This window comes from Bilophila sp. (assembly GCF_057864385.1).
The window spans coordinates 1-18,465 of record NZ_DBMAFI010000014.1; the positions used below are offsets into that span (position 1 = coordinate 1).

General features: G+C 59.7%; 16 protein-coding genes and 1 tRNA gene. 6 read left to right on the forward strand and 11 right to left on the reverse strand.

Going from position 1 to position 18,465, the window contains the following annotated elements; genetic code table 11:
• Positions 1 to 48: 48 nt before the first annotated feature.
• A complete protein-coding gene (locus ACZM8Y_RS06300; RefSeq protein WP_479859611.1) occupies positions 49 to 1,068 on the reverse strand; it encodes a tyrosine recombinase XerC in 1,020 nt (339 codons plus the stop codon).
• 36 nt (positions 1,069 to 1,104) lie between these two features.
• Entirely contained in the window at positions 1,105 to 2,394 is a 1,290-nt protein-coding gene (gene dprA, locus ACZM8Y_RS06305) for a DNA-processing protein DprA (RefSeq protein ID WP_479859612.1), read from the reverse strand.
• 241 nt (positions 2,395 to 2,635) lie between these two features.
• Here dprA and ACZM8Y_RS06310 point away from each other — a divergent pair, with 241 nt between their 5' ends.
• Positions 2,636 to 3,112, forward strand: a complete 477-nt coding sequence (locus ACZM8Y_RS06310; protein WP_302554299.1) for an alanyl-tRNA editing protein — start codon at positions 2,636 to 2,638, stop codon at positions 3,110 to 3,112.
• A 67-nt stretch (positions 3,113 to 3,179) separates the two neighbouring features.
• Positions 3,180 to 4,109 (forward strand): diaminopimelate dehydrogenase, encoded by a 930-nt coding sequence (locus ACZM8Y_RS06315; RefSeq protein ID WP_302554298.1) that lies wholly within the window; start codon positions 3,180 to 3,182, stop codon positions 4,107 to 4,109.
• Between the two features lie 1,250 nt (positions 4,110 to 5,359).
• Here the strand turns inward: ACZM8Y_RS06315 and ACZM8Y_RS06320 are convergent.
• Positions 5,360 to 5,434: transfer RNA gene (locus ACZM8Y_RS06320), tRNA-Gly, on the reverse strand.
• A 170-nt stretch (positions 5,435 to 5,604) separates the two neighbouring features.
• On the opposite strand from ACZM8Y_RS06320, the gene ACZM8Y_RS06325 reads away from it, so the two are divergent.
• From ACZM8Y_RS06325 to ACZM8Y_RS06335, 3 genes are all read left to right on the forward strand, one after another.
• Complete coding sequence (locus ACZM8Y_RS06325) at positions 5,605 to 6,768, forward strand: MltA domain-containing protein (protein WP_482330310.1); 1,164 nt, start codon at positions 5,605 to 5,607, stop codon at positions 6,766 to 6,768.
• Positions 6,769 to 6,903: 135 nt separating this feature from the next.
• Positions 6,904 to 8,352: an MBOAT family O-acyltransferase gene (locus ACZM8Y_RS06330; protein WP_482330309.1), complete on the forward strand. Its 1,449-nt coding sequence runs from the start codon at positions 6,904 to 6,906 to the stop codon at positions 8,350 to 8,352.
• Between the two features lie 18 nt (positions 8,353 to 8,370).
• Complete coding sequence (locus ACZM8Y_RS06335; protein ID WP_489501672.1) at positions 8,371 to 10,371, forward strand: DUF459 domain-containing protein; 2,001 nt, start codon at positions 8,371 to 8,373, stop codon at positions 10,369 to 10,371.
• Positions 10,372 to 10,534: 163 nt separating this feature from the next.
• Here the strand turns inward: ACZM8Y_RS06335 and ACZM8Y_RS06340 are convergent, their stop codons facing one another.
• Positions 10,535 to 11,197: an HAD family hydrolase gene (locus ACZM8Y_RS06340; protein WP_479859209.1), complete on the reverse strand. Its 663-nt coding sequence runs from the start codon at positions 11,195 to 11,197 to the stop codon at positions 10,535 to 10,537.
• A 47-nt stretch (positions 11,198 to 11,244) separates the two neighbouring features.
• On the opposite strand from ACZM8Y_RS06340, the gene ACZM8Y_RS06345 reads away from it, so the two are divergent.
• Positions 11,245 to 11,634, forward strand: a complete 390-nt coding sequence (locus ACZM8Y_RS06345) for a hypothetical protein (protein ID WP_479859208.1) — start codon at positions 11,245 to 11,247, stop codon at positions 11,632 to 11,634.
• A 108-nt stretch (positions 11,635 to 11,742) separates the two neighbouring features.
• Here ACZM8Y_RS06345 and ACZM8Y_RS06350 read toward each other — a convergent pair whose 3' ends face one another.
• The 7 genes from ACZM8Y_RS06350 to ACZM8Y_RS06380 all read right to left on the reverse strand — a co-directional run bounded on the left by ACZM8Y_RS06350 (position 11,743) and on the right by ACZM8Y_RS06380 (position 18,453).
• Positions 11,743 to 12,357: a DUF4125 family protein gene (locus ACZM8Y_RS06350; protein WP_302552573.1), complete on the reverse strand. Its 615-nt coding sequence runs from the start codon at positions 12,355 to 12,357 to the stop codon at positions 11,743 to 11,745.
• A gap of 70 nt (positions 12,358 to 12,427) precedes the next feature.
• Entirely contained in the window at positions 12,428 to 12,736 is a 309-nt protein-coding gene (locus tag ACZM8Y_RS06355) for a hypothetical protein (RefSeq protein ID WP_479859207.1), read from the reverse strand.
• A 146-nt stretch (positions 12,737 to 12,882) separates the two neighbouring features.
• Positions 12,883 to 13,962, reverse strand: coding sequence for a COG2958 family protein (locus tag ACZM8Y_RS06360; protein WP_482330307.1), 1,080 nt, complete (start codon positions 13,960 to 13,962; stop codon positions 12,883 to 12,885).
• Between the two features lie 544 nt (positions 13,963 to 14,506).
• A complete protein-coding gene (locus tag ACZM8Y_RS06365; RefSeq protein ID WP_479859205.1) occupies positions 14,507 to 16,030 on the reverse strand; it encodes a glutamate synthase-related protein in 1,524 nt (507 codons plus the stop codon).
• 81 nt (positions 16,031 to 16,111) lie between these two features.
• Positions 16,112 to 17,032 carry an N-acyl-D-amino-acid deacylase family protein gene (locus ACZM8Y_RS06370; protein WP_483971959.1) on the reverse strand — a complete coding sequence of 307 codons (921 nt, stop codon included), beginning with the start codon at positions 17,030 to 17,032 and terminating at the stop codon, positions 16,112 to 16,114.
• Complete coding sequence (locus ACZM8Y_RS06375; RefSeq protein WP_482330306.1) at positions 17,022 to 17,690, reverse strand: hypothetical protein; 669 nt, start codon at positions 17,688 to 17,690, stop codon at positions 17,022 to 17,024. Before ACZM8Y_RS06375 ends, ACZM8Y_RS06370 begins: the two co-directional genes overlap by 11 nt.
• 619 nt (positions 17,691 to 18,309) lie before the next feature.
• Positions 18,310 to 18,453 carry a hypothetical protein gene (locus tag ACZM8Y_RS06380; protein ID WP_489501674.1) on the reverse strand — a complete coding sequence of 48 codons (144 nt, stop codon included), beginning with the start codon at positions 18,451 to 18,453 and terminating at the stop codon, positions 18,310 to 18,312.
• Positions 18,454 to 18,465 lie beyond the last annotated feature (12 nt).

The following is an 18,465-nucleotide window of genomic DNA, read 5'->3' on the forward strand; positions in this document are numbered from 1 at the left end:
GGGAGAGGGAACCCTTCTCCAGAAGGGTTCCCTCTCCCCTCCCCCACATCACCTGTCCTCCCCTTCTTCTCCACCCTTTCCCCGAACGCTTGAGCGGGGATGCGCCTTGTCATAGACGTGCATGAGATGATCAAGGGTGATGTGCGTGTAGCGCTGTGTAGTTGAAAGGCTGGCATGGCCGAGCAGCTCCTGTACGGAGCGCATGTCCGCACCATTCTCCAGCATGTGCGTGGCGAAGGTATGGCGCAGGGTGTGGGGGGAAAGATGCTGCGGCAACCCGGCGCTTTTGCGGATCTCGTCGAGAATCCGCGCTGCCTGCCTCCGGTTGAGCCGCTTGCCCCTGTTGCCCACGAAAAGGGCTTTTTCGGCGGGCGGGGCGATGAGCGCGCGCACCCTGAGCCAGAGGAACAGCGCCCTGACGGAGGTGTCGCTCAACGGCGCTATACGTTCCTTGGAGCCCTTGCCGATAACCCGGATAAAGCCGCTTGCCGGGTCTACATCGTCCACATCCAGATCAAGGGCTTCGGAAATACGCAGCCCGGAACCGTAAAGCAGTTCCGCCAGCGCGAGATCGCGGGTGCGCCCGGCGTGCTCGCGATCCGTGGCCGTCTGCTCGGCCTGCCGGGAACCGTCAAGGCCCGCCGCGCCGCCGGATTCCACGCTGGCCTCGTCCAGCAGGGTGAACATCTGATCCACGTTCAGCGCCGTGGGATGGCGGAGCTCCCGCTTGGGGTTGCGCACGAGCTTTGCCGGGTTCCTGTCGATTTTGTTCATCTTCATGAGGTACCGGAACAGCGAGCGCAGGGCCGAGAGCTTGCGGCCTATGGAACTGCGGGCTTGGCCTTCATGAAAAAGATGTGCGGAATAATCCTGAAAGTGGTATTTTTCCAATTCGCCGGGCCGGGAGAGCGTATACTGTTCGCGGTGGAGCCACTCCTCGAACTGGAGGAGATCCGTGCGGTACGCCGAGATGGTTGCCGGGGAAAAGCCTTTTTGATCGGCCATCCATGTCAGGAACTGTTCCACATCCTGCGGAAGCGGGGGCATTGCGGGGGCGTGGGTGGGCATTGGGGATTCCTTATGATGTAAACGGCGGGCCGGAGATCAGGCCAACGCGTAGCGGAGATCGGGGCGTTGGCGGATCAGGCCGCGCACTTCGAGGATGATGAGCGTGGAACCGGCTTCGCCGGGATCGCATCCAAGGGATTGGCAAACGTCGTCGATGGCGCGGGGGCTTTGGGCGAGGAGCGTCAGGATGCGGCCTTCAAGGGTTCCGCGATCCGGCTGTTTGAGGGGCGGAGGGGCGGCGGGAACGGGACGGAAGGGTTCCTGAGGCGCGTCGAGGCTGTAAGGCTGCGGTGCGGAATTCGGCTGAGGGAAGAGCGTCTTGAGTTGGGCGGACAGATCCGAAAGGATGTCGGAGGAAGAAAAGATCGGCTGTGCGCCGTCGCGGATGAGCTTCTGGCAGCCTTCGGCATGTTTTGAGCCGATGCCGCCGGGCACGGCGTAGACGGCGCGGTTCTGCTCAAGCGCGAGCCGGGCGGTGATGAGGCTGCCGCTGCGGAGGGCGGCTTCCACGATGACGACGCCGAGCGAAAGGCCGCTGATGATCCGGTTGCGGATGGGGAAATGCCGGGAGTCCGGGAGCGTTCCGGGCGCGTATTCCGAAATGAGCAGGCCCCGTTGGATGATCGCCCGGCGCAGCCCGTCATTTTCCTTGGGGTAGCAGACGTCGGGCCCCGCGCCGAGCACGGCGATGGTTCCGCCCGGCAGATCGCGGGCGGCGAGATGGGCCTGCCTGTCGATGCCGACGGCGAGGCCGGAAACCACGGTGATGCCTGAGGCCGCAAGGCCGCCGGCTATGGCCTGCGCCGCGCGGATGCCTTCCCTGCTGCATGTCCGGGTTCCGACGATGCTCACGCAGGGGTTGGCGAGCAGGCTCATATCCCCTTGGCAATAGAGGCGTATCGGCGCATCCGGCAATTCCTTGAGCAGCGCGGGGTAGCGGCCGTCGGTCCAGAGCAGGACGGTTCCCGCGAGTTTCCGGGCCGCGTCCCATTCTTTCCGGGCGGGCCCGCGCCATTTTTCCGAGCGGAACTCACGGATGAGATCTTCCCGCAAGCCCGCCCCGCGCCAGTCTTCGACGCGCCGCACGGCCTCGAATGCCGAACCGAACGCATCCAGAAGGCGTTTACGGCTTCTGGCGCCGAGCCCGCCGGTATGCGAGAGGGCCAGCGCCGCCCAGAATTCGGCGCGTGAGGCGGCGTCCAGAGCGCCGAGCGCGGTGGGTACGGCGGGGATGTCCACGGCGTAGGGCGCGTCGATGGGGCGTTCGGGCTCGCGCAGTTCGCGGCAGGGCGAGCCGTGTTCGGGGAAGAGGTCGTTTTTTTTCATGATCGTCCTGATGTTGGGTTTTCCAGCATACGGGGAACACCGCCGGATTTCAAGCGGCGGGGATATGCGGGATATTCACGTTTTCAATGAACGTTGAATTTTAACTGTGTGAAATTCAAAATAAATTTTTTAGAAAATCATCGGAAAGGCGAATGCCCCGGATATGCGGACGGATTGTTTCCGGGGAAGGGATCGGGTAGGGTAGGGCGGTTTCAAGCCCTTTAGAAGAAAAGGAGTCCCTGTGAGCAAGGAATATGATCCGTTCATGCATACGGCGGAGCATGTGCTGAACCAGACGATGGTGCGCATGTTCGGGTGCGGGCGTTCGTTCAGTTCGCATTTGAATGCGGACAAGTCCAAATGTGATTACCATTTCCCGCGCCCGTTGGAAGACGCCGAGGCCGCCGAACTGGAGCGAAGAATCAACGAGGTGTTGGCGCAGCATATGCCGGTGCGGACGGAGACGCTCCCCCGCGAAGAGGCGGGCAAGCTGGTCGATCTTGGCCGGCTCCCGGCGCATCTTGAAGGCGAAGAGGGGCTGATGGTTCGCATCGTGACCGTGGGCGATTATGATATTTGCCCCTGCATTGGGGAGCATGTGGAAAATACATCTGAGGTTGGTGCGTTTCGGCTGGTTTCGCACGATTTTACCCCGCCGCAGGGCGATGAGGAGGCCGGACGCCTCAGAATTCGCTTCAAATTGAAGAAAAACGCCTGATCCAGACCGTTTTACAAGACGGGAATTTCGTGTTTTACTTGAAGATATTCATTCTCTGGAGGCCAAAATGCCAATAAAAGCTGCCGTTATGGGTTTGGGCAATATCGGGCGCTACGCCATCGAAGCGCTGGAAATCCAGCCTGATTTCACCTGCGTGGGCGTCATTCGCCGGAAAGAATCCCTTGGAAAGGATGTGCATGGTCTGCGCGGCGTTCCGGAATACGCCAGCCTTGCGGATCTGGAAGCCGTGTCCGGCAAGCCGGATGTCGTGTTGCTGTGCGCCCCGTCCCGCAAGATCCCCGAAGTTGCGGGTGAGCTGCTCGGCAAGGGATACAACACTGTGGACAGTTTCGACATCCATGACCGGATTGTCGAAACCATCGGCCAGCTTGAAGCGCAGGCCGTGAAGGGCAAGGCCGTAGCCGTCACCGCCGCCGGATGGGACCCCGGCACGGACTCCGTGATGCGCGCCCTGTTTGAGGCGATGGCCCCTGTGGGCGTCACCTTCACCAACTTCGGGCGCGGCCGTTCCATGGGCCACTCCGTAGCCGCCCGCGCCATTGAAGGCGTGGCCGACGCCACCTCGATCACCATCCCTATGGGCGGCGGGCGCCATTCGCGCCTCGTCTATGTGGTGCTTGAGGAAGGCGCGGCGTTCGAGGCCGTGAAAGCCGCGATTCAGGCCGACCCCTATTTCAGCCATGATCCGCTGGACGTGCGGCAGGTGACCAAGGACGAGCTGCCCCGCGTGGCGGACGCCTCCCACGGCGTGCTGATGGAGCGCGTCGGCGCTTCCGGGCTCACCGCCAACCAGCATTTCACGTTCGACATGCGCATCGACAACCCGGCTTTGACCGCCCAGGTTCTCGTGTCCAGCGCCCGCGCCGCCGTGCGCCTCGCCCAGTCCGGGCGTCCCGGCGCATATACGCTGATCGATGTGCCGCCCGTCCTGCTTCTGCCCGGCGAACGCATCGACAACATCGGCCGTCTCGTCTAGCGGGCTTGCCGCAGCCGTACGGTGTTTTCAAGGGCCTTCCTCCGGGGAGGCCCTTTTCATTATGGGCTTCAGCCTGTTGAGGGCGCGAAGTGTCCGAAACAAAAAAACACCCGCATAGCGGATGGTTATTATTTTGCCATGCCGCGGCGGATAAGCGATTTTCCCCATTTCGCCGGCCGTCAGCGGTCGTCGGCAACCCCCCTTGCCCAATAACCCGGTTCCATCATTCAAAAAGATTGGCTCTGTCATTAAGTAGTTGTTTCATCTCCACAGTACGGTGAAAATACGGCCTTTTTATCCGTTGGGGGAATCCACGGCCAAGGCTTTTTATTGGCTCTTCCTTTGGAACTTCAAGGAAAAAAGCATCAACCATTTTCTATGATACAGCCAAAAAATTCAGGAACGCACCCGAAAACAACTTTGAGGTCCTGCTATAGTAAGAGGCTGATGCTTTATTTTGTGAAACTCAAAAAGATAGCCGCTCAAATGTTTCTGTCATAAGGATCGACGGCAGAAAAACTGAGGAAAAACGCCATCTCCTTACTATGCCGCAGAAATGAAAGGGCCTGTCATAGGATGTGGTCGTTTCATTTCTGCAATATGGTGAAAATACGGCCTGTTTCTCCAGGTTTTCCTTTGGTGGACGTTATGGCTGAAGCCTTTTGTTGGTTATCCATTTGGAATTTCAAGGCACAAAAGCATCAGCCGTTTCCTATGGCACAGCCAAATGAAATTATCATATTTTATGCCAGCGCTTATTAGGTTGTGTCGTTGTTTTGTATATAATTATTTGAAAATATTAATATAATTTTTGCAATATAAAAATAATTTAATTATTTCAATATATTATATATAACAAACGACACGGCCTAGCCTTTCCCAAGACCCATTGCACAGCCGAAACAGCCATGCTCCGGGAATGCTTCCAGCAGGGTTCGATAAGGCCAAAAGTCTTGGGGGAAGGAGGGATGGGGTTCGGGGAAGGGAGGGAAACACTTTCTTCAGAAAGGGGTTCCCTCCCTTCCCCGATTTTCTCCCAGCCATGTACTGAAAAAGGCCCGGAAAGTCGCCTTTCCGAGCCTTCTTCATGAACGTAATGATATGTTCGTCTATGAAATGGCACTGCAACGGATATGTTGAGAGCCGTACACGGGAATGTTGTGCATCTATTTCATAACGCTTCTCTTGAGGAAGCGGAACCAAAGAAAAACCCTCGCTCCAGCCTTATGGTGAGCAAGGGTAAAAATATATGGAGCGGGAGACGGGATTTGAACCCGCGACTTCAACCTTGGCAAGGTTGCACTCTACCACTGAGTTACTCCCGCAGAACGAGGGAGTGTTTATAACGGACGGCGCGTTCCGTCAAGCTTTTTTTTACCCCAAAAGAAATTTTTTTGCCGGGCCCGGCAAGGCAAGGCGTTGCATCGGGTGAGAGGATGCTGTACACAGCAAACGCTTTGTTGTTTTTCAACCTGTTGCGTGAGGATAGTCCGCCGTGCCGCGCCGTTTTTCCTTGTTTGGGGCTTGCCTGTTGTGTTTGTTGCTGTCCGCCTGCGGCGGGAAGTCAATCCGGCCTGATGTCGCCCAGCCAGATGTGCCGGAGGCCGTGCGCGTCACGCCGCTGGAAACACCCGGCGTATTCCCGGTTTCGGAGGCGGAGGCGGAGCGCCTCTCGCGGGGGCTGGATCCGGCCCGGCAAGGCATGCGCTCGTGGAAGGATATGCGTTTCGCGGTGGAGCAGAGCCTTGCCTACGTGCGGGCGAAACCTGCATCCCGTGTGGCCGTGAACTATCCTTCGCTTCAAGTCACCTACGGCGAGATGGAAAAAGGGCTTGAACGCTTGCTGCGCCTGCTTCCTTTCCTTGATAAGGCCCCGGAAGTGCTGGCTTCGGACTTCCGCTGGGTACGCATCGGCCCGGACTTCGGCTTCACCGGCTATTACGAGCCGGAGATCCCGGCTTCGCACGTCCGCAAGGGGCGTTTCCAGTACCCAATCTATAAATCCCCTTCGGATCTGCGCAAAAAGCGCCCTTACCATACCCGTCACGCCATCGACTGCAAGGGCGTGCTGAAGGGGCGCGGGCTGGAACTGGCGTGGGTGGAAGATCCGGTGGACATCTTCATGCTCCAGATTCAGGGGTCAGGGCGGCTGCGTTTTGAGGACGGTTCGGTGCGCCCTGTGCTGTACGCCGGGCAGAACGGGCACAAGTATGTGGCGCTTGGACGGGTCATGGTCGATCGTGGGCTGCTGAAACGGGAAGAGGTGAGCATGTTCTCCATCCGGGAATGGCTGGCCGCGCACCCCGATCAGGTGAGGGAGCTGCTGGACACGAACCCCAGCTATGTGTTTTTCAGGCTCGGCAAGCCGGGGACTTCGGGGTCCAAAGGCAGTATGGGGAGGCGGATCACGCCGTGGGTGAGCGTGGCGACCGACCAGAGCGTCTTGCCCAACGGCCTGCTGACGCTGATGAACGTCACGCTGCCCGATGAGGGGGGCGAGCACAGCGTCCCGTTCAATGCGTTGACCCTGCCGCAGGATACGGGCGGGGCGATCAAGCGCAACCGTGTGGATTTGTTCTGCGGCAACGGCGAAACGGCGACGCACACGGCCAGTTATCTGGACAACCGGGGCGCGGTGTTCCTGCTGCTGCCGCGATGAAATGTTGAAAACGCCAGCGTTTCTCAGCGGATAGCCGAGGGCGCCGAGGCGGTTTGCTTGCAAGGGGCGTGCGTTTTCGCTATTGTGCGGAAATCGCGCACCCTTGCGCATGACCTTTTGCCCGGATAGGCACTGATGAATTTCGTCACGCTGGAGTTCGCAACCTTTTTCCTGTTCGTCCTTGCCGCGGGCTGGCTGCTGCGCGACAGGGACGGGGGATACAGGGCGTTTCTGCTCGCCTGCAACCTCTTTTTTTATGCGCTCGCGGGCATGGCCTTTGTCCCGTTGCTGCTGGCCGTGGCGGTGCTCAACTGGGGGGCCGTCCGCCTGATGTCCCGTTTTTCGGGGCAGCCGCGCAAGCGGAAAGGCATCATCGCGCTGGACGTGGCCCTGCATGTGGCCTTGCTGGCGTTCTTCAAATATTACGAATTCCTCATCCTTGGGCTGGAATCGCTGGCAAGCGCCGCCGGGCTCGGCACCGGCATCCTGCGCCATGCGTTGCCTTCGATGGAGATCCTGTTCCCCGTGGGGCTGTCTTTTTACACGTTCCAAGGGTTGTCCTACGCCATCGATCATTACCGCTGCCCGGATGAGCCGCCGCGCGCGTTTCTGGACGTGCTGCTGTTCGTGTCCTTCTTCCCCACGATCATGGCGGGGCCGATCATGCGCGCCCGGCAGTTCCTGCCGCAGCTTGGGCACCGGGCATGGGATTCCCGCGGCTTGCAGGAAGGGTTCGCGCTCATTCTCAGCGGGCTGTTCAAGAAGGTCGTGATCGCCAGCTACCTGTCAGAGCACATCGTGCGCGACGTGTTCGAATCGCCGGAATTTTATTCCTCGTGGACGATCCTCGCCGCCGTATATGCCTATTCCATACAGATCTTCTGCGACTTTTCAGGCTATTCGGACATGGCTGTCGGCGTGGGGCGGCTTATGGGGTTCCGCCTGCCGGAGAACTTCCGTTCGCCGTACCTTGCGCTGAACATACAGGATTTCTGGCGGCGCTGGCACATCACCCTGTCCCTGTGGCTCCGCGACTACCTGTATATCCCGCTTGGCGGAAGCCGCCGGGGGAACCGCTACCTGAACCTGATCATCACGATGGCGCTCGGCGGGCTGTGGCACGGCTCGAATATCCGTTTTCTGGTCTGGGGCGTCATGCACGGGGTGGGGCTGGCCGTCGTCCATGCCTTCCATGAACTGAAAAAGCGTTTCCGGCCGGATGGGTTCACGTCCAGCCCGGCCCTGCACTGGTGCGGCGTGGGCGCGTCATGGCTGTTGACGTTCCACTTCGTATCCTTCTTATGGGTCTTCTTCCGGGCGGAAGACATGGAGCGGAGCCTTGAAATCCTGCGCCGTATCTTTGTTTTCGGGCAGCCCGGCGAAGGGTTCCCGCTGCTGGTGATCCCCGCTGTGCTCATAGGGTTGGCGTTGCAGCTTTTTGGTGCGAGGCTGTTCGCCGCGTTCGTGGATGTGCAGGAGCGCCTGCCGTGGGCCGTGCAGGCCGTGGTTCTTGCGCTCGTGGGCGGCTTTATCCTGAAGATGGGGCCGGATGGCGTCATGCCTTTTATTTATTTCCAGTTTTGATTTCATGAGGGGCCGTGCATGAAGAACCCTTTCCGAGCCGAGCGGGGAACGCTCACGTCCGGCCGTGCCTGTGCCGTGTACGCGCTGGCCTTCGTCTTGATGCTTTTTCTGGACGCGGCGCGTTTTTCCAGCTTTCTGGATCGGGTCGGCATTGATTTCCCGCCCGCCGCCGTCGTGGGGCAGGCGGTGAAGGGCGTAGCCGAAGCGACGGGCCTCGCCGCCTTTTCGGGGGCGGAAACCCGGCTGGTGGCCGCGTTCAACACGGACAAGCCCATCGGGGCCGTCGAGGGGCCGTCCGCCGCTCCAAGCACGGCCCCGCAGCGGCCCGTAGCCGATGCGCTGGCGGATTTTTCCCGTGAGGCAGCCTCCCCCGCACAGCCGGAGCCCCCGGCTGAAGAGGTTCCCGTTTCCGTCCCTCCCGCCGCCGTGCCTGAGCAGGCCACTCCCGCGGCGCAGCCGGAAACAGGGGGGCTTCCTCCGGTTCGGGCGGAAACGGGACGCAAGCCGCTGGTGCTGCTTGTGGGCGATTCCATGATGATGGAAGGGTTCGGGCCCGTGCTCCAGCGTACCCTGCGCAAGCGTCCGGATCTGGAAGTGGTGCGCGAAGGCAAATATTCGACCGGGCTCAGCCGTCAGGACTATTTTGATTGGCCCGCGCAGCTTGAAAAGCTGGTGGAGAAGCACAACCCGGATATGGTCGTGATCTGCATGGGGGCCAATGACCCTCAGGATATCATCGACGAGAACCGCAAGCGCCATCATGCCGACAGTGAATCGTGGAAGGCGGTTTATCGAAGCCGCGCCGAACGCCTGCTTGCCGTGGCTACGGCGAAAGGGGCCAAGGCTGTATGGGTCGGCCTGCCCGTCATGGGCAAGGAGCCGTATTCAACCCGCGTCCGCCGTTTGAGCAAGCTCCAGCAGGAAGCCTGCGAGACGTATCATGCCGTCTTCGTGGATACGGTCAAGGTGCTCGCCGACGCTCAGGGCAACTACACGACATTCAAGGTTGACGGCAAAGGGCGTCATGTCCGGTTGCGTTATAAGGATATGGTGCATGTGACCGAGGACGGCGGGGCCATGCTTTCCGCCGCCGTGGAACCTGTCGTCGAGAAGGAACTTTTGCTTGGAAGGGGCAAGGCGGCGGAGCGTTCCGCGCCTCAGGCCCTGCCATCATCATCATCATCATCTTCTTCTTCTTCTTCTTCTTCTTCTTCTTCTTCCCTCCCGGCGGCCTCTTTGCCCGTTGCTGCCGAGGCCTCCGTGGAGCAGGGCGGCATCCCGTTCGCTGTGGATTCCGCATTCCGTGGGGGAAAAATCCCTTGTTATGCGTTCCTTCCCGCCGACCGCAAGCCGGGCGAGCGGTTCCCCGTCGTGTATCTGCTGCACGGCGCGTTTGAAGATGCGGGCGTCTGGAACACGCGGGCCGGGGCGCTGCTGTCGAAGCTGGCGGCCCGCGAGCGGCTGGTGTTCATCGCGCCGTCATGCGGAAGAACCGGCTGGTACGCGGACAGCCCCTATCTGAAGAAAAACCGCATTGAGAGCTTTTTTGTCCGCGAGTTGATGCCGTATGTGGAGCGCGTTTTCCCTGTGCTGCCGAAGCGCGGCGTCATGGGCATGTCGATGGGCGGGCACGGCTCCTTTGTCCTTGCGCTGCGGCATCCCGGCACCTTCGCCTCGGTCAGCTCCATGAGCGGCGTCATGGACATTACCCGGCATCCCGCCCAATGGAAGATCCGCGACGTGCTCGGCCCTATGAAATCCAATAAGGCGTTGTGGCAGTCGTATTCCGCCGAAGAGCTGCTGAAGCGGTCGAAGGCCGCCGGGACGCCCGCCATGCTCATTACCACGGGGCAGCAGGACGCGTATGTCGTGCCTGAGAACCGCGCCTTTCGGGATACGCTCCGCCGGGGCGGGTTCTCCTATCAGTACCGCGAGGCGCCCGGCCTCCATGATTGGACGTATTGGCTTGATGAGCTTCCCCTGCATGCGGCGTTCCATGCCGGGGTGCTGCATCGGTAACGGAAGGCGCCGAGATGGGCCGGTGGCGGCTCTGGAAATCCTTGCACGCCCCGTTTCCCCTTCAAACCGGCACTTGCCGGAGCCGGGCAGGGCAGTACATTATAATGGTAAAAGCCGTCCTTTCTCTGAACGGGAAAAGGACGGCTTCTCTGTTTTGCCGGGGCTATTCGGCTTTGCGGAGCGTATGCCATTCCGGGTCGTCGGTCAGATAGCGCGGGCGCTCGGCGAGGAGTTTCGTTTTGTCGCCGTAGCCGTACAGGGCGGCGATGGTGGCTATGCCCTGTTCGTTGCCTCCCCTGATGTCGAGGGCCGTATCGCCCACCATGGCCATTGAAGCGGGATCGAGGGCATGGCGCTCCATAAGGAGGCGGATAATCTCTTTTTTGCAAAGCTGGCGGCCCGGCAGGGAGTCCGTGCAGCCGACGCCTTCGAGGAAGGGCATGAACCCCTTGAGCGTAAGCATCCTCTGGGCGGCGGCCTCCGGCTTGTGCGTGGCGACGAACAGGCGGCAGCCTTTGGCCCGCAAGCGTTCAAGTAGCGTGAAAATGCCGGGGTAGGGGGTGCTTTGGGGGAAGGTGCCGCCAAAATAGAGGTCACGGAATGCGGCCACATGGCGGGCTATTTTCGCGTCGTCGGCATCCGGGCAGACTTCGCGGAAAATGCCTTCCAGCGGGGGGCCGATGATGGAGAGCTCCATCCGAGGGACAGGCTCGCCCGCATCACGCAGGACTGCGGCAATGGCTTCGAGAACGTCCGGCGCGCTGTCCACAAGCGTGCCGTCAAGGTCGAAAAGGATGGTTGAAAAAGGGAACGCGGAAAGCTGCATCAAAAACTCCTTGCAATGGGCACCGGAAAAGCCGCAAGCCCCGCCATATGAAGGTGTATGCGGGAAAGCGGTTTCCTCTTGCGGCGGTGTATTGCCGCAGGGTACGCTTCCCCTTCTCTCTGGAAACTGAAAGCCGCCATGACCGCCAAGGCCGCCGGCATCCCCTGTGGGCGGGAGCTTTGGGAACTCGGCAATTCATTCACTTTTCTGGTGTTTTTTTGAAAGGCTCTGCCATAGGGGATGTGGCTGCTTTATCTCCACAATATAGTGAAAGTACAGCTTTTCTCCGGTTTTCCGTTGGCGGGCTTCATGGCTGGGGCCTTTTATCGGTTATTCATTTGGAACTTCAAGAAAAAAGCATCAACCATTTCCTGTGGCACGGCCTTTTGAAACAGTTCAGTTGTTGTTTCAGTTTGTTATGGCGTCACGTTCATTGAAAATGTGAATACCTTGTCTCGGCTGTTCGTTTTACGGGCGGCTTGCTTTCCTGAAGGCGCGCCATACCGGAAAAGGAAGGCCGCGCCTACAGGAAGCCGGGGACGCCTTTAGGCTCCCGCGCGATGGCCTTCGGCCTGTTCGAGCGTGGCGTATCCGTACTGCTGCACCTGATTGAGGAGGTTCAGCTCCGCGCCGTTTACGCCATCCTGTTGCTGCCGCAATGTAAGTTCATGCAGGAGCGTGATCGTGCGCGCTGAATACGTCTTCAGTTCTCCCCGCAGGTACGTTTCAAAGGAGGTTTCCATTGCGGAGTCTTCGCTGGTGCGCAGCGGGCGGCCCTTGCCGCTCAGACGGGGATAACGGTCGAACAGCTCGGCTTTCCAAGACACGTTGATCGCGACGATTTCTTCGATCTTCCGCAAGGTTTCCCTGTCGACGGGCGGAAGGGATGCCGCCAGCTTCCGGTATTCTTCGGGGAAAGTGGATTCCATCATCCGGGCATATTTTTCGGTCATGATGTTTCTGCCGTCCCGCGTGGCGGCTTTCAGATCTTCCAGATAGCTGGCGAGCAGCTCATCGGACCATGTGGCGGCTTGGCTCTTCCGCATGATCTTGAAGGTGTCGGGCCGCATCTGGCAGGAGGCCGGGCCTCCCACATTTGAAACGTGGGAAAACATCTCCCATTCCAGCTTGATGATCTCGGACATCAGTTCGTCGCGCATTTTTTTCTCCATCTTATTATAATGCTGAATCATATTGTAAGGTATGGCCGTCTGCCGGGCACGTTGCCTTTCATACGGTAACGCGGGCGGAAGGCTCCGGCTGGAAGCTGTTTGCAGGTATGTTGCCTTTTACCCAGCCCAAGGGCTTGCTCGAATGCCGGTTCAGCTGTTTGCCGGGTATGTTGCCTTTCACCGGATGGGCAGAGCAAAACCGGCAAGCCAGCGCCGACGGTACAAGACTGTTGGTCTGCTGCGGCTGAACGAATACGGCATCTTGCCCGCCTTTTCCTTTGGCTCTGTCGCAGGATGTGGTTGTTTTGTCTCTACAATAGAGTGAAAATACAGATTGTTTTCTAATTGTTACGCTGATGGATTCCATGCTCCGGGGCATTTTATTGGTTATTCCTTTGGAATTTCAAGGCATGAAGCATCAACCGTTTTCTATGGCACAGCCTTTTCTTTTGCGGAGGGAACCCGGCGGATCCAAAACGCCGTTCGGCAGCCTCCGCTCAAACAGGGCGTTCGTCAGGCCATCTTGTTGTCCCAATCCTTTTCCCGCAGCGTCCCGGTTTGGAAGTAGACGGAAACAAGCTCGATGAACTCGTGGAAGTCTCCGTTTTCTTTGGCGAGGCGATCGATGGACTGCCAGTCGGCATCCGGTTTTTTCTGTGCTGGGAGCAGGATTTCGCTTTCCGACGGGTTTTCGGGATCGAGCAGGATGACCCCGATGCCGTGCAGGGCTGAAAGCATCCTGAGCTCCTGTTCCACCCGGTCGTCGGCGATGGCCGTGGCGACGAGATACCCCTCGTGCGCCCACGACGAGTTGCTGACGGCCTGAAAGAAGCATTTCCTGATATTGGCGACGGTGAGCGTCTTTTTGACTTCAAACGACCAGAGCCGGACGCAGGTGCTGCCGCTGGCGTGGCCGCAGGCTTTGACGTGTTTCCCCCATGCCTTGTCCACCGGCTCCATCGCCACGATGTCGGGGTGGAGCCATTGGTTGCCGCCGTTTCCCCGCGTATTGCGGGAGCGGCCTTCCCGGATGCGCATAGGGTAGAGGTGCAGCTCCGACCAGAGATAGCTGATGAGAAGCGGGTAAAGCTCCTGTTCCAGCAGGGCCCGTTCCTCACAGGAGCAGGCATCCTCATCGCGTTCGTTTGTTTCGCCTTGGGCCGTATCCGGCGCCCCCTGCGTTTCTTCCAATGGAATGCAGTAGCGGCGGGGCTTGGGCCTGTCCTGCCATACGAGTGTGGGGCGGAGCCTTTTGAGCGTATCCTTCTGTGATCCGATTTCCGCAATGATTTGCGAAAGGAATGCCTTGTCATCCGCAAAACGGGGATTGCTGCGTTTTTTGGCATAGTCGGAAGCGTATTGTTGTACGATGGTTTCGGCAATCTGCCGGGCCGTAAAGCTCTCGCCCCGATGTTTTTCGAGAAAGGCAATGATCTTTTGCGATTGGGAAAGCGCCATGTCCACCCCCTGTTCAGTCGAAGCCCCATTGTAGGCGGGGGGAAAGGCCATGTCCAGCTTGTGCGGGCCGTTGGGGGCCTGCTGGGGATTGGGACGGCTTCCGCCGCCGGGTAAAACGAAAGCCCCGCATTGCACGGGGCTTTCCGCTGTTTCAGGTTGGTTCGCCGTACGTTAACCGCTCACGGATATGGGAGGATAAGCTGCCGGCGAAGGGAATAGGGTGATTCCACATTTGAAACGCAATGGGCGTCAGTGGTGTGTCATTTCGGGAAGGTATGCCGGGAAGCACGGTGCAGCACCTGTTCCCACGGAGTATTTAAACCGCTTGTGTACGAAAGTTTCCAGAACCCTATATTGCCCGATAAAGCGCAACCCATTCAAATCGCTTATGTACGTAGGTTTCACCAACATGCCACGCCCGTGATCCATGGGCCCCTCCCTGCCGCCCAAAACGGCGTCAGGTAAAATGTGCCGGAACTTGGACGCTTCGGCAATACTTTTGCGCATCTTGCGGAGAAGTATCTTTTGTTCGGTATCGTCGAATCGTTATCCGCGTTGGATGGGCAAGGCGCACGGCGGCCCCTTGTTTCGCTTCATGTGGACGGCATCAAAAAAATGGCAGGCGGCACCGGGGAAAGAGCCGATGCCGCCTGCACGGAAAAGGGGATGGAAGGGGAGGCTACCGCAGCCACGTCCCGTCAAGCAGTTCCTTGGCGTCACGGGTGAGCGGGAAGACGTCGCGCCGCCCGATGTGCTTCACGTCGAATTTCCTGTTCAGGGCGGCGAAGTGGCGTAGCCCGTAGGCGATGCGGTTCAGGTAGGAATATACCCCGACGGCCCCGGCGGAGAATCCGTCCGCCGCGCTGCCGTAGAGCCCCCGCAGTTCGGGAAGATCGCTGAACAGCTCTTCCTTCGTCGTGCCGAAACGGGCGAGTTCCGGGGGGACTTTGCCCGCTTCAATGAGCTCCCCGATCTTTTTGGCGCTCATGGCCGCCGCCATGCTGGATCGGCACAGGCCCACGGCGGAGACGTAGGGCGCGCCGAGGGCCAGCGCCTTGTACACCTGATCCTCGGTCGCAAAGCCGCCCGTGATCGCCACATGCGGGAGTTCCATGCCTTCCTTGGCCAGCTTGTCGAGGATGCCGTAAAGGATGCTTTCCATGACGACCGTGGGGAGGCACCATTCGTTCATCATCTTGCAGGGGCTGTAGCCGGAGCCGCCGCCCGCGCCGTCGAAGGTGACCATATCCACTTGCGCCTTGGAAGCCAGCCGGAGGACATGCTCCAGATCCTCCGGATCGAAGCCCGCCATCTTGAAATACACGTTGGTCATGCCCATGTCGCGGAGTTGCGCGATGCGGCCGATTAGATAGTCGTCGCTCCAGATCGGCAGACGGCCGTAGACGTGGAAGGCGGGGCACGCCCTGCGGCCATAGGCTTCCTGTACGCCGGGATCCCGCGGATCGGGCAGGACAAGGAAACCCTGTCCGCATTTTTTCAGCGCCTCTTCGAGCGTCGGCACAAGGTTCGCGGGCTGCGTGCCCTTGGCGGACTGCCCGAATTTGAATTCGATGGCCTTGGCCCCGCATTCCCGGATGGCGTATTCCGGCACGCCCTGCGCGTCGTCGTCATAGTTGGCCTGAAGGATGATCTGCCCGTATCCCCGGTCATACTTGTTGAAGGCGTCCAGCATTTCCCGGAGTTTCGGGGCATGGACGACCTTGCCGTTTTCGTAGGCGAGCGTCGGGTCCTTGCTCACGGCCCCTTCGCCGATGACCGCGTTGACGCCAGCCATGGCCGCGCCGCCGAAGTAGTCGGGCCAGTTGAGCTTGATGAGCGCGGGGAGGATGATCGGCAGCGCCAGCTTCACGGGGTTGAGGGTGCCGATCTCCCGTTCGAGCCCCACATGGTAGATGGTGGCGCGATCGGCGTCCAGCGGAGCCCCCATTGCCCCGAACGCTCTGCCGTTGATGTTGAAATGGGAATAATCGACGGGATAGACCTTTTCCGAGGCGATCTGGTTTTCCCCCGTGGTGGTGGGATATACGGTCTCCATGCCCCGGACGGCGGACAGGCCGATCTCGCAACTGCCGATGCAGTCGGCGGTGCACATGGCGCACATGCCGGAAAAAGAACAGACATGGGACGGATCGCGCATTTTCGTGCGGTTGAACACGGAACCGAGCGTGGGGCTGTACGACATGGAAGCTTCCTCCTTGAAGGACGAAAAAACGGCGCGGCCCGCCCCCCGCGATGGGGAACGGCCGCGCCGTCGGTGGCATGGTCAGTCGCGTATGGTCTTGCCGGGACGTGCGCCCGTATGGACGCCGTGATCGACGGCGATCTCGCCGTTGACGAGCACGTAATCGATGCCTTCCGGGTAGACGCGCGGATTTTCAAACGTATTCACATCGCGGATGCGGTCTTCGCCGAACACCACCATGTCCGCATCCATGCCGGGCATGATGAAGCCCTTGCGTTTCATGCGGAGTTTGAGCGCCGTGCTGGAGGCCATCTTGCGCACGGCCTCCTCAAGGGTGAGCAGGCGCTTTTCCCGCACGTAACGGGCGATGAACCGGGGGAAGGCCGCATAGGTGCGCGGATGCGGCTTGCCGCCGCTCAGCAGGCCGTCGGTGATCAGACACATGGTCGGGTGCTTCATGCCTTCCATCACATCCTCTTCGCACATGCCGTGCCCAAGCAGGCCCACGGCAAGGTTTTCCTCGATCAGCAGATCCAGCACCGCGTCCTCGGGCGACTTGCCGAGGGCCTCGCCAAGGGCCACGGCGCTTTTGCCTTCGCACCAGAGGTTCTTTTCGCTGGCGACCGAGGAGACGTAGATGTTCTCCCAGCCCATGACCTGCGAGAAATTTTCCCAGCCTTCGGTGGTGAGCATGTCCTTTTTGACCTGTTCGCGTTCCTCCGCCAAGGCTTTGAGCAGGCCGTCCGTTCCCCGGCTGTGGTACCACGGCGGAACGACGACGTGCATGAACGTGCTGTTGGCCGTATACGGATACTGGGCGATGCCGATGTCGATGCCTTCCCCGCGGGCCCGGTCGATGGTGTCGAGATGCCTGCGGGCGTTCCCCCAGTTCCTGCGCCCCCGCAGCTTGAAATGCGTCACCAGAATACGGATGCCGGTTTCGCGCCCGATGTGGATGACCTCTTCCAACGCCTCGGCCATGTGGTCGGCCTCATTGCGCATATGCACGTCGAGGATGCCGTCGTAGCGGGCCGCGACTTTGGCGAGCGCGACGAGTTCTTCCGTGGACTGGTATTTGTTGGGCGTGTAGATGAGCCCCGCCGAAATGCCGCGCGCCTTCCTCCATGCACCGGGCCACGCTTTCTTCCATAAGGCGCAGTTCTTCGGCGGTGGGCGGCCTGTCCTCCATGCCCATGACGTCGAGGCGCACGGTGCCGAGCCCCACATAGGAGCTCAGGTTGACGCTCGGTTTCGCGGCGTCGAGCGCATTGAGATAGGAGGCGAACCCGTTCCAGCCCCACGGTTTCTGGGCTACGCCGTCGAGCCCGGAAATGCCCGTACTCCACGGCTCCTTGTTCTTGTCGCTGATGGGGGCCACCGACATGCTGTCGAGCCCTACGTTTTCTGTGGTAATCCCTTGCATGATTTTGGGCAAGGCCAACGGCTCGTCCATTATCCTCAAATCCGAATGGCTGTGGCTGTCGATGAAGCCGGGGCACAGGATGTTGCTTCCGATGTCGAGCACCGTTCGGGCTTCGGGCATGTCGTGGGCCGAACCCACGGCCACGATGCGCCCGTCGCGCACGCCGACGCAGCCTTTGCGCCAGGGGTTGCCCGTCCCGTCCACGATGCGGGCGTTGCTCAAGAGCAGATCCAGCATGAACGCTTCTCCTTTGTCAGCCGAGCACGATGCGGCGCGCAGAGTGGGCAGGGCGCGGATGGAGCCGTCGGGATTGAATTCGGCCTTGTTGCCCCACCCTTACATTTTCCCAAGGGCCAGCGGAATACCGTACAGGGGCGCGCCACGGCGTCCGGCGTAACGCTGCTGGCTTGCGCCTGATCGAGCAGCTCGAAAAAACAGAGCGGGGAACCGGGCGCCCCTTCCGCCGTTGGAAAACACGGGGATGATATAGGCTGTGTCCTAGAAAATGGCTGATGCTTTTTTCCTTGAAGATCCAAAGGGATAACCGGAAAAATGCCTTGGCCGTGGCTCCCCCCAGGGGGAAAACCGGAGAAAAAGGCTGTATTTTCATCGCACTGTGGAGATGAAACAACCGCAAACGATAACAGAGCCTTTTTTATGCGGGATTCGTTTGTCGAAAATCTGGATGAAATAAGGACAGCATGGCGTAGGCAAAATATTTCTGTGCCTTGATTGCGTTCCGGGGGCGCCCGATAAAGGCTATTGACACATATATCAGGAATCGGTATCAACACAACAAGCAAAGCATCTCCTGCCATCATGAAGGGGTGCCGAACAGTCGGGATGTGACTGTTTTTCATGACCAGTATCCAAAGTTATTTTGGATGCCTACGTGTTTCGGCAGGAGTTCGTGCAATGCTCTCTCTCTCTCTCTCTCTCTCTCTCTCTCTCTCTCTCTCTCTCTCTCTCTGGGCTGCCTGAAGGCAGACTCTTTAGCCATGCCGTAATTTTT

What these genes read in the sequence shown, in the direction of transcription:
- ACZM8Y_RS06300 (WP_479859611.1), bottom strand. Translation starts at nt 1,068, where the DNA reads ATGCCCACCCACGCCCCCGCAATGCCCCCGCTTCCGCAGGATGTGGAA.
- dprA (WP_479859612.1), bottom strand. Translation starts at nt 2,394, where the DNA reads ATGAAAAAAAACGACCTCTTCCCCGAACACGGCTCGCCCTGCCGCGAA.
- ACZM8Y_RS06315 (WP_302554298.1), top strand. Translation starts at nt 3,180, where the DNA reads ATGCCAATAAAAGCTGCCGTTATGGGTTTGGGCAATATCGGGCGCTAC.
- ACZM8Y_RS06330 (WP_482330309.1), top strand. Translation starts at nt 6,904, where the DNA reads ATGAATTTCGTCACGCTGGAGTTCGCAACCTTTTTCCTGTTCGTCCTT.
- ACZM8Y_RS06335 (WP_489501672.1), top strand. Translation starts at nt 8,371, where the DNA reads ATGAAGAACCCTTTCCGAGCCGAGCGGGGAACGCTCACGTCCGGCCGT.
- ACZM8Y_RS06340 (WP_479859209.1), bottom strand. Translation starts at nt 11,197, where the DNA reads ATGCAGCTTTCCGCGTTCCCTTTTTCAACCATCCTTTTCGACCTTGAC.
- ACZM8Y_RS06345 (WP_479859208.1), top strand. Translation starts at nt 11,245, where the DNA reads ATGAAGGTGTATGCGGGAAAGCGGTTTCCTCTTGCGGCGGTGTATTGC.
- ACZM8Y_RS06350 (WP_302552573.1), bottom strand. Translation starts at nt 12,357, where the DNA reads ATGCGCGACGAACTGATGTCCGAGATCATCAAGCTGGAATGGGAGATG.
- ACZM8Y_RS06355 (WP_479859207.1), bottom strand. Translation starts at nt 12,736, where the DNA reads ATGGAATCCATCAGCGTAACAATTAGAAAACAATCTGTATTTTCACTC.
- ACZM8Y_RS06365 (WP_479859205.1), bottom strand. Translation starts at nt 16,030, where the DNA reads ATGTCGTACAGCCCCACGCTCGGTTCCGTGTTCAACCGCACGAAAATG.
- ACZM8Y_RS06370 (WP_483971959.1), bottom strand. Translation starts at nt 17,032, where the DNA reads ATGCGCAATGAGGCCGACCACATGGCCGAGGCGTTGGAAGAGGTCATC.
- ACZM8Y_RS06375 (WP_482330306.1), bottom strand. Translation starts at nt 17,690, where the DNA reads ATGCTGGATCTGCTCTTGAGCAACGCCCGCATCGTGGACGGGACGGGC.
- ACZM8Y_RS06380 (WP_489501674.1), bottom strand. Translation starts at nt 18,453, where the DNA reads ATGGCTAAAGAGTCTGCCTTCAGGCAGCCCAGAGAGAGAGAGAGAGAG.